The 14,305-nt window shown below is 70.4% G+C and carries 11 protein-coding genes and 1 pseudogene; 3 read left to right on the forward strand and 9 right to left on the reverse strand.

Annotated features, from left to right (window positions below; translation table 11 throughout):
- Nucleotides 1–147: 147 nt before the first annotated feature.
- A pseudogene (locus ACXKR8_RS25135) lies at nt 148–1,100 on the reverse strand (NTP transferase domain-containing protein); the annotation flags it as partial.
- 42 nt (nt 1,101–1,142) lie between these two features.
- A complete protein-coding gene (locus ACXKR8_RS25140; protein WP_458266838.1) occupies nt 1,143–2,303 on the reverse strand; it encodes an acyl-CoA dehydrogenase family protein in 1,161 nt (386 codons plus the stop codon).
- A gap of 209 nt (nt 2,304–2,512) precedes the next feature.
- On the opposite strand from ACXKR8_RS25140, the gene ACXKR8_RS25145 reads away from it, so the two are divergent.
- The 3 genes from ACXKR8_RS25145 to ACXKR8_RS25155 all read left to right on the forward strand — a co-directional run bounded on the left by ACXKR8_RS25145 (nt 2,513) and on the right by ACXKR8_RS25155 (nt 5,493).
- Nucleotides 2,513–3,322, forward strand: coding sequence for a DUF5819 family protein (locus ACXKR8_RS25145; RefSeq protein WP_458266839.1), 810 nt, complete (start codon nt 2,513–2,515; stop codon nt 3,320–3,322).
- Nucleotides 3,319–4,590: an HTTM domain-containing protein gene (locus ACXKR8_RS25150; protein ID WP_458266840.1), complete on the forward strand. Its 1,272-nt coding sequence runs from the start codon at nt 3,319–3,321 to the stop codon at nt 4,588–4,590. The genes ACXKR8_RS25145 and ACXKR8_RS25150 overlap by 4 nt, the downstream gene beginning before the upstream one ends.
- Nucleotides 4,591–4,662: 72 nt before the next feature.
- Complete coding sequence (locus ACXKR8_RS25155; protein WP_458266841.1) at nt 4,663–5,493, forward strand: BRO-N domain-containing protein; 831 nt, start codon at nt 4,663–4,665, stop codon at nt 5,491–5,493.
- Here ACXKR8_RS25155 and ACXKR8_RS25160 read toward each other — a convergent pair.
- From ACXKR8_RS25160 to paaN, 7 genes are all read right to left on the reverse strand, one after another.
- On the reverse strand, nt 5,464–6,297 hold the full coding sequence (locus ACXKR8_RS25160; RefSeq protein ID WP_458266842.1) for a TrmH family RNA methyltransferase: 834 nt from the start codon (nt 6,295–6,297) through the stop codon (nt 5,464–5,466). The genes ACXKR8_RS25155 and ACXKR8_RS25160 overlap by 30 nt on opposite strands.
- 64 nt (nt 6,298–6,361) lie before the next feature.
- Nucleotides 6,362–7,213: an ABC transporter permease gene (locus ACXKR8_RS25165; RefSeq protein ID WP_458266843.1), complete on the reverse strand. Its 852-nt coding sequence runs from the start codon at nt 7,211–7,213 to the stop codon at nt 6,362–6,364.
- Complete coding sequence (locus ACXKR8_RS25170; protein WP_458266844.1) at nt 7,213–8,136, reverse strand: ABC transporter permease; 924 nt, start codon at nt 8,134–8,136, stop codon at nt 7,213–7,215. The genes ACXKR8_RS25165 and ACXKR8_RS25170 overlap by 1 nt, the downstream gene beginning before the upstream one ends.
- Nucleotides 8,133–9,284 carry an ABC transporter ATP-binding protein gene (locus ACXKR8_RS25175; protein WP_458266845.1) on the reverse strand — a complete coding sequence of 384 codons (1,152 nt, stop codon included), beginning with the start codon at nt 9,282–9,284 and terminating at the stop codon, nt 8,133–8,135. Before ACXKR8_RS25175 ends, ACXKR8_RS25170 begins: the two co-directional genes overlap by 4 nt.
- Before the next feature lie 47 nt (nt 9,285–9,331).
- On the reverse strand, nt 9,332–10,576 hold the full coding sequence (locus tag ACXKR8_RS25180) for an ABC transporter substrate-binding protein (protein ID WP_458266846.1): 1,245 nt from the start codon (nt 10,574–10,576) through the stop codon (nt 9,332–9,334).
- Between the two features lie 297 nt (nt 10,577–10,873).
- Nucleotides 10,874–12,436 (reverse strand): APC family permease, encoded by a 1,563-nt coding sequence (locus ACXKR8_RS25185; RefSeq protein ID WP_458266847.1) that lies wholly within the window; start codon nt 12,434–12,436, stop codon nt 10,874–10,876.
- A gap of 157 nt (nt 12,437–12,593) precedes the next feature.
- Complete coding sequence (gene paaN, locus ACXKR8_RS25190) at nt 12,594–14,258, reverse strand: phenylacetic acid degradation protein PaaN (RefSeq protein WP_458266848.1); 1,665 nt, start codon at nt 14,256–14,258, stop codon at nt 12,594–12,596.
- Between the last annotated feature and the right edge of the window lie 47 nt (nt 14,259–14,305).

Below are 14,305 nucleotides of genomic sequence, written 5' to 3' on the forward strand. Positions count from 1 at the left end.
CACTGGTCACCGTCGCGGACCGGAGCAGATACGGGTAAGCACCCAGCAGGTCACCGTCGCCGGCCCGGTCACCGGCCCGGTCACCAGCCCGGTCACCAGCCCGGTCACGGGCCTGGCCGCCGCCGTCGGACGCGCCGGCGCTCACCCCGGCTCCTCGGCGGTCCAGCGCGCCGCCAGCGCCTCGACCTTGCGGTTGCCCTCGGCCACGGCCTCCGCACCGCCACCCGAAAGACCGGCCGCATAGCCGACCAGAAAGGCCGTCAGCGGAGCAGCCGGACGGGCCACCCCGTGGGCGACCTCCTTGGTCATGTCGAGCAGGCCGGGCACATCGACGTCCAGGTCGATACCCAGCTCGGACTTCGCAGCGGTGATCCAGTCTTCCAGCACGGGTCCATCGTCCCCGATCCGCGCGCCGAGAGCGCGCAAGGTGCGGTTTCGGCCTCGTGTCCCTCCGCTCACTCACCCGGTCCGGTGGTGTGCGCCTCGGCGCGAGCGCGGGCGCGGGCCTCGGCCAGATCGTCCCAGGTGTCGCAGTCCAGCGCGGCTCCGGTCAGGTCCGGCAGCCGGCGGGTGGCGAGGCCGCCGACGAGCCGGCGCAGCGGCAGTCCGGCCGGGTCGCCGCCGCGGTCGGCCACCAGCGCGGCCAGCGCGGCGCGCAGCGGCGCAGTGCGGTAGGCGGCGGCCAGCGGCTGGTCCCGTCCGGCGGCGTCGACCAGGACGGCCGCGTCCACGCCAGGATCCTCGGCCAGTGCGGCGACCAGCGCCTCCGCCACCACCGCCGAGAAGAACGGCAGGTCGGCCGCGAGCAGCAGCACCGTCCCTGCGGTGACCTGCGGCAATGCCGCCGCCACGGCCGCCACCGGACCGCCGCCCGGCGGCTGTTCGCGGACCAGCCGGACCGCCCGGACCGCGCGGTCCGGCTGCGTCGTCGCCCGCGCCGGGCCGACCACGACCACCTCGCGCGCCCCCGCGCAGCCGGCCAGCACCCGGTCCAGCAGCGACCGGCCGCCGACGGTCAGCGCGGGCTTGTCCGTCCCCGCGCCGAACCGCCGGGCCGCGCCCCCGGCCAGCACCACCGCGTCATACCCCTGGTCCTCCATACGGGCCAGTACAACAGAAACGGCTCGGACCGACCGGAAGGGTCAGAGCTGGTGCTCGGCCAGGATGTCGCCGATCTCCTGCTCATAGGCCGGGGCCGGGCCGAGGAACAGCTCCAGGTGCTTGGCCCAGGCGTGGTAGCGGTGCAACGGGTAGTCGAGGTCCGCGCCCATGCCGCCGTGCAGGTGCTGCGCGGTGGCGGCGACGCTGCGCACGCCCTCCGCCGACCAGACCTTGGCGGTGGCCAGGTCGGCCGCCAGTGGGATCCGCCCCGGCTCCTCGCCCGTTCCCGCCTCGGCGAGCCCGAGCCGCCAGGCGGCCTGCCAGAGCGTCACCTCCATCGCCCGCAGGTCCACATAGCGGTCGGCGGCCTGCATCGCCACGGCCTGGAAGGTCGCGACCGGGTGGCCGAACTGCTCGCGCTTGCCGGTGTAGTCGGCGGTCAGCCGCAGGATCTGCTCACCGAGGCCGAGGCACAACGCGGCATTGCCGACGATCAGCAGCCCGCGCAGATGCAGCCAGTTGGCGCCGTCCGCCGCGGGCTCGCCGAGCGCGGCGGCGGCGTCCACCCGGGCGCCGTCGAAGACCATCTCGGCGGCGGGCTCGCCTTGCGCGCTGACCTGGCGGCGCAGCTCGACGCCGGGGCCGTGCGGGTCGACCAGCAGCAGCAGGGTGCCGCGGTCGCTGCGGGCCGGGACCACGATCCGGTCCAGCACCTGGGCGTAGGGCACCGCGGTCTGCGACCCGTGCAGCGACCAGCCGCCATCGGCCTCGGCCTCGGCGCGTACGGCCTGGTCGGCGGGCTCGTGCCCGGTCCGGCCGTGCGGGGCGACGCCGAGCAGCAGCCGCCCGGCGGCGACCTCCGGCAGCAGCCGGCGGCGCTGCTCCGCGCTGCCGTAGCGCTGGACCGCCAGGGCGGCGGCGCCGGTCTCCAGCAGCGGCACCCGGGCCAGCACCCGGGCCGCCTCGCGCAGCACCAGGCACCAGGCGACCGGGTCAAGACCCGAGCCGCCGTACTCCTCGGCCAGGGCGAGGCCGGGCAGATCGGACTTGGCGAGGCGCTGCCACAGCTCGCGGTCGATGTCCTCGGCGACGGGCTCGATGCTGACGGCGGGGCTGCGCACGCCGTCCACCGCCACGTCGGCGAGGGCCGCGCGAGCGGCCTCGGCTGCGGCCTGCTGCTCCTCGGTGAAGGTGAAGTCCACGGCTTGCCCTTCCTCAGACCTGATGTGACGAGACGTCAGATTAGAACGGGTTCTAGTAGATGGGAAGGGGCAGGCCGCCCGGCTGGTATTCCGACAAAGCGGCGATATCGGGCAATGGTCGACTCCCGCTGTCACAAGCCCCAGGAGGTCAGTACCGTTCGGGGCGGACCGGGACAACAGCAGCGCGACAGCGAGCGAGCGGGTAAGGCGTGTCAGAACAACCTCCTCAGCCGGAGACCTCCATACCCGGCCCCGCCCTGCCCTGGCCGCCCCCGGACCCGGCCCCGGCCCCGGAGGGCTACGAGGCCCAACCCACCGAGGTCCCCCAGCCCGAGGCCCCGTACATCGAGGCCTTCCAGCCCGAGGCTCCGGACCCGGACGGCGCCCCGCGCCGCTGGTCGCTCCCGTCCCGGCTGCTGCTCGCCCTCGCCGCCGCGGCCCTGCTCTGCGCCACCGGCTGGCACCTGGGCACCGTGTTCCTCTCCATCGCGCCCGGCAATCCCGCGTCCCAGCGCTACAGCACCCAGATCAACGCCCATGTCTACCCGGAGTTCGAGCAGAACTGGCAGCTGTTCGCGCCGAACCCGCTGCAGAACAACATCGCGGTCCAGGCCCGGGTGCAGACCCTCACCGCAGACGGCGGCCGCCCCCAGTCCGGCTGGACCGACCTCACCGCGCAGGACGTCGCCCACGTCCGCGGCGACCTGGCGCCCAGCCATGTGGACCAGAACCTGCTGCGCCGGGCCTGGGACTACTACTCCTCCTGGCACAGCCTGCCCAGCGAGGACTCCCAGGGCAGCGGCGGCCCGCTGTCCAAGGAGTACCTGAAGCGGATCGCGCTGCAGCGGCTCGGCCGCGACTGGCACGGCAGCCCGATCAACCAGATCCAGTTCCGGATCGCGACCACCCCGGTCGCCGGACCGCCCTGGACCGGGGCCACCCGGAACCCCAGGACCACCTACCAGACCCTCACCTGGTGGGTGGTCGAGGACGACGACTACACAGGACTGCGGTCATGAGCACACCCACCGCCACCGACCCGGCCACCCCCGGCCCCGCCACCGACGCTGGCCCCAGCCCTGCCCCCGGCCTCCGCGAGCGCCTCACCACCGCCGCCGTCCGCGGCTGGACCGCCGCCACCGCCGCGCCCCTCGCCCCGTACCAGGCCGCGGTGGTCCGGATCGGCTTCGCCGGCTGCTTCGCCGGCTTCCTGCTGCGCGAGTGGCCGCACCGCCGGGTGCTGTACGGGGACCGCTCGCCCTGGAGCCTGGACCTGGCCCGGCAGATGCTGGCGAGCAACCACGCCTTCACCGTGCTGGCCTGGTCCGGCGACCGCTGGTGGTTCGAGCTGGTCTACGCGCTGGCGATCCTGGTGAGCGTGCTGCTGCTGCTGGGCTGGCGCACCCGGACCATGTCCGTGCTGTTCCTGGTCGTTGTGCTGTCCATCCAGAACCGCAGCGTGCTGGTCGGCGACGGCGGCGACAATGTGATCCACCTGATGGCGATCTACCTGGCCTTCACCCGCTGCGGCACGGTCTGGTCGCTGGACGCCCGCCGCCGCCGCAACTCGACACCACCGGAAGCGATCGACCGGACCGGGGTCACCCTCTGGGCCCTGCTCGGCGCCCTGCTCGCCTATGCGCAGTTCTCCAGCCTGAACACCCTCGGCATGCTCGACCCGGGGGTGTACTCCTGGAGCACCGTCTTCTGGGCGTTCTGGCTGCTCAGCGGCCTCTGGTGGTACCTCGGCCAACGCGACCCGGACGGTGAACCGCGGGCACTGCTGGACACCCTCGGCGACATGCTGCACAACTGCGCGATGCTGGTGGTGGCGGTGGAGGTCTGCTTCATCTACGCCACGGCCGGCTGGTACAAGATCCAGGGCTCGCTCTGGCAGGGCGGCACCGCCCTCTACTACCCGCTGCACCTGGCCTACTTCAACCCCTGGCCCGCCCTCTCACAGCAGCTCTCGGCGCACCCGCTGCTGGTCTTCGCGCTCAGTTACGGCACGGTGATCGTGCAGGTCGCTTTTCCGTTCCTGGCCTTCAACCGGCGGATCAAGAATGTGCTGCTGGTGCTGATGATCATCGAGCACGCCGCCATCGCGATCACCCTCGGCCTGCCGTTCTTCTCGCTGGCGATGATCTCCGCCGACGCGGTGTTCCTGCCGACCACGTTCCTGCAGTGGCTAGGTAGGGGGGTGGCGCAATTCGCCACCCGCACGCGCGACTCGCTCACGCGCCGTACACAAACTTCGCGCTCCCCCAACCGGGTGACCTCAGTCTGACTATCGCGTTGGGCATGACGTCAGCACCACTCACCCGAGAGGCACGTCATGTTCCGCACCGAACAACCGACCTTGACCCACTCCACCTTCCCGGTCACCGGGCAGCCGATCCGCGTCATCGTGATCGACGGCGACCCGTGGTTCGCCACGGCCGACGTCTGCCGGATCCTGGGCCGGACCAACCCGAGCGAGGCCACTCAGCTCGTCGAGCCCCATGAGGCCCGCACCGTGGATCTCCGCGACGTAACCCTCAGCTCAACGGAGGGTTACGACAAAAGCGCAGGTCAGAAAAGCTACGGGCGCGGGAATCCGCTGCTCGGCCTGGTCAGCGAGAGCGGGCTGTACACGCTGATCATGCGGTCCAGGAAGGCGGCCGCGAAGCCCTTCCAGCAGTGGGTCACCTCCGACCTGCTCCCCTCCCTCCGCCGGGGCGACATCGACATCGAGTCCGAGCGCCTTCGCATGGCCGAGGTTCTCGCCGGGGCGATCGAAAACCAGCCGGTCGACCTCGTCGCCCGGATCGACGGGATCCAGGACGGCGACTTCCGCGTCCTGACCGACGGCTCGGTTCACTGCCTGCACGGACGTACGGATGTCTGCGTGCCCAAGCGGGAGGAGGACAGCGGGCCCCCCTTCGGGCCCTACTTCCGCTGCCCGGAGCTCCGCCGGGTCGGCATCAGGGGCAGCAAGGGCATCCGCCCCTGCGGCACCATCCGCTTCGTGGACGTCGTCCGGCGCCTCGCCGCTCCGCGTGAGCCCGAGACCCCCGCCGCCGCGGCGACGGCGATGCCGCCCAACGGCGCACCAGGGCTGATGTCGCTGAACATCGGCAAGGCCCGGGTGCACGGCACCGCCCAGGAGATCGCCGGGCTGCTACGGGAGCTGGGCATCGCCGTGGCGTGAACCCTTACGTGCACCGTCACGTGCGCGTGAACCCTCACGTGCGCCTTGGCAGGAACCCCAGTGGAACAGGCCCATCCCGACGCTGGTCGCCAGGTTGAAACTGGACACCTGCGGCCGCATCGGGATGGCCACCAGCCTGGTCGCCCGAGCGCGCAACTCGGGCGACAGGCCGTGCCGTTCGGAGCCGAAGGCGAGCACAGCGGCGTCCGGGAAGTCGACCCGCCGGATGTCCTCGCCCTCCGGGTCGAGCGCGTACAGCGGTCCGCCGCACGGTAGTTGATCGATCGTCAACTGCTCCACCACAGTGGCGAAGTGAAGGCCGGCCCCGGCCCTGACCACGGTCGGGTGCCAGGGGTCGGCGTCACCGGTGGTGACCACCCCGGTCGCGCCGAAGCCGGCCGCGAGCCGCACCACCGCGCCGATGTTGCCGAGGTTGCGCGGGTTGTCCAGGACCACGACCGGGGCGCGGCGGGGCTGCGCCGCCAGCGCGGCCAGGTTGGCGTCCCGGTCCGGCCTGACTGCCAGGGCGGCGATGCCGGTGGGGTGGATCCGCGGCACGAGTTCCTTCAGCGCCGCCGCCGGGACCTCGACCGCCAGCGCGTCGATCCGGTCGGCGACATCCGGGGCGAGGTCCTTGGCCAGCCCGGCCACCGCCGCCCGGTCACTGGTCAGCACCACCGTCACCGCCGCGCCGAAGCGCAGCGCGTGTTTCAGCGCGTGGAAGCCGTCGAGCAGCACACTGCCCGGCGCCGCCCCGCGCCACCGCTCCACTGCCACCGCGTTCTCGTCCACCCTCCGAACCATACGCGCGGCGGCCTGCGCCCCCGGGGAGCAGGGAAGCAGACCGCCGCGCCGTCGGAAAAAGGAGCTACCTCCGGGTTGCCCGCATCCGGCCGAGCACCGTGGAGACCGCGATGATCAGCATGGTGACGATCAGCATCATCGAGCCGATCACATTGATCTGCGCCGGGTAGGCGCGCTGCACCGAGCCGAAGATGAACATCGGGAAGGTCTCCCGCTGTCCGGCGGTGAACGCGGTGATGATGTAGTCGTCCACCGACAGCGCGAAGGAGAGCAGCGCCGCGGCGGCGATGCCGGGTGCGACCAGCGGCAGGGTGACCTTCCGGAAGGTCTGGGTGGGGGTGGCGTAGAGGTCCTGCGCCGCCCGTTCCAGGGTCGGGTCCATGCCGGCCAGCCGGGATTTGACGGTCACCACCACATAGCTGAGGCAGAACATCACATGCGCGATGGTGATGGTCCAGAAGCCCAGCGAGCCGGGGCCGATGGTGTTGAAGAAGAGCGCGGTCAGGGTCGCGCCCATGACCACCTCGGGGGCGGCCATCGGCAGGAACAGCAGCGCGTTGATGCCGGAGCGGGCCTTGAAGCGGTGCCGCACCATGGCGAAGGCGATCATCGTGCCGAGGATGGTGGCGACCACGGTGGCGATGGCGCCGATCCGCAGCGACAGGCCCATGCTGGTACAGAGTTCCTGGGTGGCGCAGGGGTGGGCCCAGGCATGCAGCGAGAACTTGTTCCAGACGTAGTCGTACTTGCCGATCGGCTGGTTGAACGACATCACCAGGATGACGGCGTTCGGCAGCAGCATGAAGAGGAAGATCAGCACGGTGAGGAAGCCGAGCAGGTGGTCGCTGATCCAGGCGATCGGACCGCGGCGGCGGATCACCGGCGCCACCGGCCAGGATGCGGATTGAGTAGCCATCAGATCAGGTCCTCCGTACCGGCCTTGCGGATGTAGGACATCACCAGCACCAGCGTGCCGACCATCATCAGGACCGACATCGCCGAGCCGACCGGGTAGCCGTCGGTCTGGCGCAGGAAGAGGTTCTCGATGCTCTGGCCGACCACGCTGGTGTTGGGGTTGCCGAGCAGCTGCGCGTTGATGTAGTCGCCGATCGCCGGGATGAAGGTCAGCAGCGTGCCGCCGATCACGCCGGGCATGGACAGCGGGAGGGTGATCCGGCGCCAGGTCTGGAAGGTGCTGCAGTAGAGGTCGTTGCCGGCCTCGTGCAGCCGCGGGTCGATCTTCTCCAGCGAGGTGTAGAGCGGCAGGATCATGAACGGCAGGAAGTTGTAGATCATGCCGAACACCACCGCGCCGGGGCTGGCCAGCACCCGGTGCTCCACGGTGATACCCAGGTGGCTGGTCACCCACAGCACGCCCGTGTGGTTCAGCACGCTGACCACGAAGCCGTTGTCGGCGAGGACCGTCTTCCAGGCGATGGTGCGGATCAGGAAGCTGGTGAAGGAGGGCACGATCACCAGTGCCATCAGCAGCGACTTCCACTTCCCGCCCTTGAAGGCGATGAAGTAGGCCACCGGGTAGCCGAGCCCCAGGCAGAAGACCGTGGTGGCGACGGAGTAGATCCCGGAGTGCAGGTACTGGTGCCAGAACGGGTGCAGTGCCTGCCGGTAGTTGGCCCAGTGCCAGGTGAGCTTGAAGCCGTCGTCGAAGTTGCCCTGCTGCACCGAGGCCGAGACCGAGGTGAGGATCGGCACCAGGAAGAACAGCACCAGCCAGAGCAGTCCGGGCAGCAGCAGCATCCACGGGGTGAGGTTGCGGCGCGGCCTGCGGTCGGCCGGGGCCTCCGCCACCGGGGGCTTGTCGAGCAGTGAGGCGGTCACGCGGCGCCCTCCTCGTCCAGGACCGCGCCCGCGTCGATGTCCTGGGTGCCGTCCAGGCCGAAGCCCTGGCTGGGGTCCCAGTGGACGACGACCTCGGTGCCGGGGCGCTGGATCGCGCGGCCGGTGTTCTGCTCGAAGACCGAGATCTCCTCGCCGGAGGGCAGCTTGACCAGGTACTGGGTGGAGACGCCGATGAACGAGGTGTCGGAGACGGTGCCGTTGAGCGCGTTGTAGCCGCTGGGCACGTCGGCCTCGGTGGCCACCAACTGCACCTTCTCCGGGCGGACGCCGAGGATCACCTCGCCGGACAGCGAGCGGCAGCGCTTGGCGTCCAGGGTGAGCTTGCGGCCCTGTGCGGAGACGGTGACCACGTCGCCGGTGACCGACTCGACCGTGCCCGGGATCAGGTTGGACTGGCCCAGGAAGTTGGCGACGAAGGTGGTCAGCGGGTTCTCGTAGAGCTCGGCGGGGGAGCCCATCTGCTCGATCCGGCCCTGGTTCATCACCGCGATGGTGTCGGCCATGGTCATGGCCTCCTCCTGGTCGTGGGTGACGTGCACGAAGGTCAGTCCGACCTCGGTCTGGATCCGCTTGAGCTCGATCTGCATCTGCCGTCGCAGCTTGAGGTCCAGCGCACCCAGCGGCTCGTCCAGCAGCAGCACCTGGGGCTCGTTGATCAGGGCCCGGGCCAGCGCGATCCGCTGCTGCTGGCCGCCGGAGAGCTGGCTGGGCTTGCGCTTGGCCAGGTGGCCCAGCTCGACCAGCTCCAGCATCGCCTCGACCTGCGGCTTGACGCTCTTGAAGCCGCGGCGGCGGAGGCCGAAGGCGACGTTCTCGAAGATGTCCAGGTGCGGGAACAGCGCGTAGTTCTGGAAGACGGTGTTGACCGGGCGCCGGTACGGCTTGGTGTCGGTGACGTCCGCGTCGCCGAGGAAGATCTGACCCGCCGTCGGGTCCTCGAGCCCGGAGACCATCCGCAGGGTCGTCGTCTTGCCGCAGCCGGACGCGCCGAGCAGGGCGAAGAAGGAGCCCTGCGGGATGGTCAGGTCCAGGTTGTCGACGGCCGTGAACGCGCCGAAGCGCTTGGTGAGGCCGGCCAGGCGCAGATCGCCGCCCCCGGTCCTGCCGAGTACGTCAGTGGAGCTCATCGAGAATCTTCTTTCGCGTCGGTGAGGTGTCCGTCGGACGGGGCGGGCTACTGGCCGATGGTCTGCTGGAACCGGCTGGTGTAGTCGTTGAGCTGGGCGATGGTGAGCGCCATGAAGCCGTGCGACTTCGCTTCCATCTCCTTGGTGGGGACGATCAGCGGCGAGGAGGCGGTGTCCGGGTCGAGCTTCTGCAGGGCGGCGATCGCACCGTCCACCGAGGGGACGTAGTCGATGTAGTCGGCGAGTTCCGCCGCCACCTCGGGCTGCAGGTAGTAGTTGAGCAGCTTCTCGGCGTTGGTCTTGTGCCGGGCGAAGTTGGGGATCACGCAGTTGTCGGACCAGGCCAGCAGGCCCTCCTTGGGGAGGTCCACGGTGACCAGGTGCGGGACGCCCAGCTGGGCCACGTCACCGGAGTAGGCCATGGTCACGGCGGTGTTGCCGGCCTGGAAGTCGCTCAGGTAGTCGTTGCCGGTGAAGGCGCGGATCTGCCCGGCGCTCTTGGCCTTGCGGATGTACTCCAGCGCCTCGTTGAACTGGGCGTCGGTGAACTTCTCCGGGTCGTGGCCGAGGGCCAGCAGGGCCAGCGCCGCGGTGTCCTCCATCTCGCTGAACAGCGAGACCTTGCCGTGCAGGTCGGGCCGGGTGAACAGCTCGACGATCGAGGTGATCGGCTCCTTCACCAGCTTGCTGTTGTACGCGATGGTGGTGAAGCCGTAGGCCCAGGGGACGGAGTAGCGGCGGCCCGGGTCGGTCGGGTCCTTCAGGACGCTCGGCAGCATCTTGTCGTGGTTCGGGATGTTGGCGAGGTCCAGCTCCTGCAGGTAGTCGTACGTCCGGTACTTGGCGACCATGTAGTCGCTGACGACCATCAGGTCGTAGCCGGTGTCGATGCCCTTGACCAGGTACGGGTCGACCTTGGTGTAGAAGTCGTTGTTGTCGTTGATGATCTCCAGGTAGTCGACCTGGATGCCGCTCTCCTTGACGAAGGCGTCGAGGGTGGGCCGCTTGTCCGGGTGCTTCTCGTCGATGTCGATATAGGCGGGCCAGGTCGCCCAGACCACCTTCTTCTCGGTGTCCGAGTAGTCCTTGCCAGGCTGTCCGGTCGCCTTGGCGCCGGCCGGGACGACATGGCCCTGGACCCCGCAGGCCGACAGCAGTCCGGTTCCGGCAACGGCCAGACCTCCTGCTGTGGCACCGCGGAGCAGGGAGCGGCGGCTCATCGCGGCAGCCGTCGAGCGGGCACGGGTGCGGTTGGCGAACCGTGCGAGGTCTTCGAAGCTGGGGCCGGTCATGGGGGAGTCGTGGCCTTTCTGCAGCGAGCCAGTGAGGCGATGGGGTCAGAGATTAGGGCGAAAACCTGCGCTTTCCAGGTCCAGAACGGGGTTCGACAGCGGAATCATTATCGTTGGGCGGTTTTCGCAACGTGATCCGCATCACCCCTCACCCTGCGTCACGGGTCGTCCCGAGGGACAGATACAGCCTGTAAAAGACGCAACAGAAGGCTTGCAGGTGTGACAGCGGTGGCCTGCGGCCGCCGCGCGGGACAATGCCCTTCTCGCGATCGACCGGGCCCTGGAGCGACCCGTCCCTCAGGCCCGGACCAGCGCGTCGCCGCTCTGCTCCCCGGAGGCCCCGCCGGCGTCCGCGGCAGCGGCTGCCGCCTCGGCGTCGTCGCGGCCGATCGCCGCGGCCAGCCAGGTCTCGTAGCCGGGGCTGCCCGGGCTGCGGTCCAGCGAGGGATCACGCCGGGCCTTGCTCGCGCGCCAGCGCTCCAGCGGGAAGTAGAGCAGGGTCGAGCCGGCCACGATCACCAGGCAGTAGGTGACCGCCTGGGTGCCGCTCTCCACGTACTGCTGCCAGGCCGCCCAGGCGCACACGCTGAGCAGCGAGAGCACGATGCCGGCGATGGAGAGCCAGCCGCCGGGGATCCGGTAGGGCCGCGGCATGTCGGGTTCCCTGATCCGCAGCGCGATCAGCGCGGCGACCTCCAGCAGGATGCCGATATTGGTGAGGAAGACGTCGAAGACGACCAGGTTGGCGAAGCTGCTGAGGCAGAACATCGCGTAGATGACCGAGGAGCCGATGATCGAGACGATCGGCATCCGGTAGCGCTTGCTCTCCTTGGCCACCCAGGTGGGGAAGTAGCCGTCCTGGGCCAGCACGAACGGCAGCCGGGTGTTGGAGGCCAGCAGCGCCGAGAACATGGCCGCCGCCGCGAACATCCCGCCGACAGTGACGGTGATCTGCAGCCAGGGCCCGGCCAGGGTCTTGGCGACGTCGGAGAAGGAGCCGTCGTCCCAGTTCAGCCAGCCGCTGTCGCCCTTGGAGCCGACCGCGAGCGAGCCGATGGTGGGCAGCAGGTAGCCGATCATGATCAGGCCGACCGACATCGCCAGCGCCTTGGGCAGGTGCTTGCGCGGGTTCTCCATCTCTCCGGCGACATTGGACACGCTGTCCCAGCCGGAGTAGTTCCACATCACGATGAACAGACCGGCGCCGAAGGCGTTCCAGGTGGACTGGTCCGGCGTGGCGGTCATCGGGGTGACCGGGTCGATGCCGTGGCTGATCAGGTGGTAGAGGCCGATCGCGCTGAGCAGCAGCATCGGGGTCAGGCAGATCACCGCGAAGACCACCGAGGAGTCGCCGACCCAGCCCGCGCCGAGCAGGTTGACCAGGGTGAACACCAGGATGACGGCGACGCAGATGAACCAGTTGAGGTCGAAGTCCAGATGTCCGACCGTGAACAGCACGTGCTTGCCGGGGGCGACCACGGCGACCAGGCTCTGCAGGTAGGCGACGAACATGACCGGGTAGGCCGCCATGTCCACGAAGCTGCAGATCCACTGGAGCACGCCCTGCTGGAAGCCGAAGAACTTCCCCAGGCCCTTCTTCACCCAGTGGTAGTAGCCGCCCTCGACCGGGAGCGCGGTGCCGAGCTCGGCGCAGACCAGGGCGTGCGGAATGCTGTAGATCAGCGGGGTGACCACGATCAGCAGGATGGCCATACCGGGACCCGAGGTGGAGAACAGCCCCTCGATCCCGTAGGCGCCGCCGGAGACGCTGAAGAAGATCAGCGCCACCAGCGGCATCAGACGGACCCGCTTGGGCGATGCGATGCGCGGCACCGGCTGGTTCACGACCGTGGCGGCCATTCTCACCCCTGTCAGGTAAGCGGAAGGTAGGGCTCTGTTTGCCTAGAGTCTCAGCCCTCGCGCCACCCGGATCACCAGGCACCCCGTCAACCGTCCGTATGCCTCCTTGACACGTTGTCGACGCATTCTTAACGCCGGGCGTGCCTTGGGTCACACCTCAGACGTGCCTGCGGACCTCGATCGCCCGGAACCGGGAGGCGACGAAGGCCGCGTCGCAGTACGCCGCGTTGGCGGCCGGGTTGGCCCCGGTCCCGTGCAGGTCGGAGAAGGCGGCGGTCTGGTTGACGTACACCTGGCCGGTGAGGTTCAGCGACAGCGAGACCCCGGCGTCCAGGGCCGCGGCGACCACGGCCTGCTCCAGCTCCGGCGAGGTGGTGTACGCCGAGGCGGTCATCGCGCCGCGCTCGCGCACGGTCCGGCGCAACAGCTCGACGCCGTCGGCGGCCGAGTCCACCGCGACCACGAAGGCCACCGGGCCGAAGCACTCCCCCGGCAGTTCGCCCTCGGCGCTGTCCAGCACCACCAGCGCGGGGGTGCGGACCACGGCGTCCGGCCACTCCGGGACGGCGACCGCGCGCGGCGCCAGCGCGAGCTCGCCGAACTCGCCCTTCTCCGCCTGCTCGATCCGGCCCAGCACGCCCGGGTTCACGATCGCGCCCAGCAGCGCCGCCGCACGGGCGTCGTCCCCGAGCAGCCGGTCCAGCGCCGCGCCCAGGTCGCCGACCACCTCGCGGAACGAGCGGTGGCCCTGGTCGGTGTCGATGCCCTCGCGCGGGACCAGCAGGTTCTGCGGGGTGGTGCACATCTGGCCGCTGTAGAGCGCGAACGAGAAGGCGAGGTTGGCGAGCGCCCCGGCGTAGTCGTCGGTGGAGTCCAGCAGGACGGTGTTGACCCCGGCCTTCTCGGTGTAGACCTGCGCCTGCCGGGCGTTGTCCTCCAGCCAGTCGCCGAACTCGGTGGAGCCGGTGTAGTCGATCACCCGGACCTCCGGGTGCAGGGCCAGCGTCTTCGCCAGGCCCTCGCCCGGCTGCTCGGCCGCGAGCAGCACGGTGTCCGGGCTGAATCCGGCCTCGGCCAGCACCTCGCGGGCGATCGCGACAGTGAGCGCCAGCGGCAGCACCGCCCGCGGGTGCGGCTTGACCAGCACCGGGTTGCCGGTGGCCAGCGAGGCGAACAGGCCGGGGTAGCTGTTCCAGGTGGGGAAGGTGTTGCAGCCGATCAGCAGCGCGAGACCGCGCGGTACCGGGGTGAACTCCTTGACCATCCGCAGCGGGTCGCGCTTGCCCTGCGGCTTGGTCCACTCGGCGCTGGCGGGCAGCCGGGTCTGCTCGGCGTAGGCACTGGCCACCGCCTCGAGACCGCGGTCCTGGGCGTGCGGGCCGCCGGCCTGGAAGGCCATCCCGGCGGCCTGCCCGGTGGTGTGCATCACCGCGGTGCCGAACTCGTTGGAGCGGGCGTTGATCCGGGCCAGGATCTCGATACAGACCGCCGCCCGCAGCAGCGGTCCGGCCGTCGCCCAGGCCGGCCGGGCCGCGCGGGCGGCGGCGACCAGCGCCTCCGGATCGCCCGCGTGCGGGTAGGCCACGCCCAGCTCGGGCCCGTACGGGGACCGCTCACCGCCCTCGGCGGCGGACGGGCCGACCCGGCCGTCCGTGCCGGGCTGGTCGAGCAGCAGCTCCTGGCCCTGCAGGGCGTCCAGGGCCACCGGCTCGCCGTAGCCGCGGGGCGACTCCGGGTAGGGGGACCAGTAGTCCCGGGCGGCCAGGGCAGCGAGGGCGCTGTCCAGGGTGGCCTGGTGACGGTCGATCAGCTCGTGGGGCATGGGCACTCCTCGGTCGGTCCTGGCGACTCTGCCAGCACCAGACTAAC

It is taken from the genome of Streptacidiphilus sp. PAMC 29251, assembly GCF_054208735.2.

What these genes read in the sequence shown, in the direction of transcription:
- ACXKR8_RS25150 (WP_458266840.1), top strand. Translation starts at nt 3,319, where the DNA reads ATGAGCACACCCACCGCCACCGACCCGGCCACCCCCGGCCCCGCCACC.
- ACXKR8_RS25160 (WP_458266842.1), bottom strand. Translation starts at nt 6,297, where the DNA reads ATGGTTCGGAGGGTGGACGAGAACGCGGTGGCAGTGGAGCGGTGGCGC.
- ACXKR8_RS25165 (WP_458266843.1), bottom strand. Translation starts at nt 7,213, where the DNA reads ATGGCTACTCAATCCGCATCCTGGCCGGTGGCGCCGGTGATCCGCCGC.
- ACXKR8_RS25175 (WP_458266845.1), bottom strand. Translation starts at nt 9,284, where the DNA reads ATGAGCTCCACTGACGTACTCGGCAGGACCGGGGGCGGCGATCTGCGC.
- ACXKR8_RS25180 (WP_458266846.1), bottom strand. Translation starts at nt 10,576, where the DNA reads ATGACCGGCCCCAGCTTCGAAGACCTCGCACGGTTCGCCAACCGCACC.
- ACXKR8_RS25185 (WP_458266847.1), bottom strand. Translation starts at nt 12,436, where the DNA reads ATGGCCGCCACGGTCGTGAACCAGCCGGTGCCGCGCATCGCATCGCCC.
- paaN (WP_458266848.1), bottom strand. Translation starts at nt 14,258, where the DNA reads ATGCCCCACGAGCTGATCGACCGTCACCAGGCCACCCTGGACAGCGCC.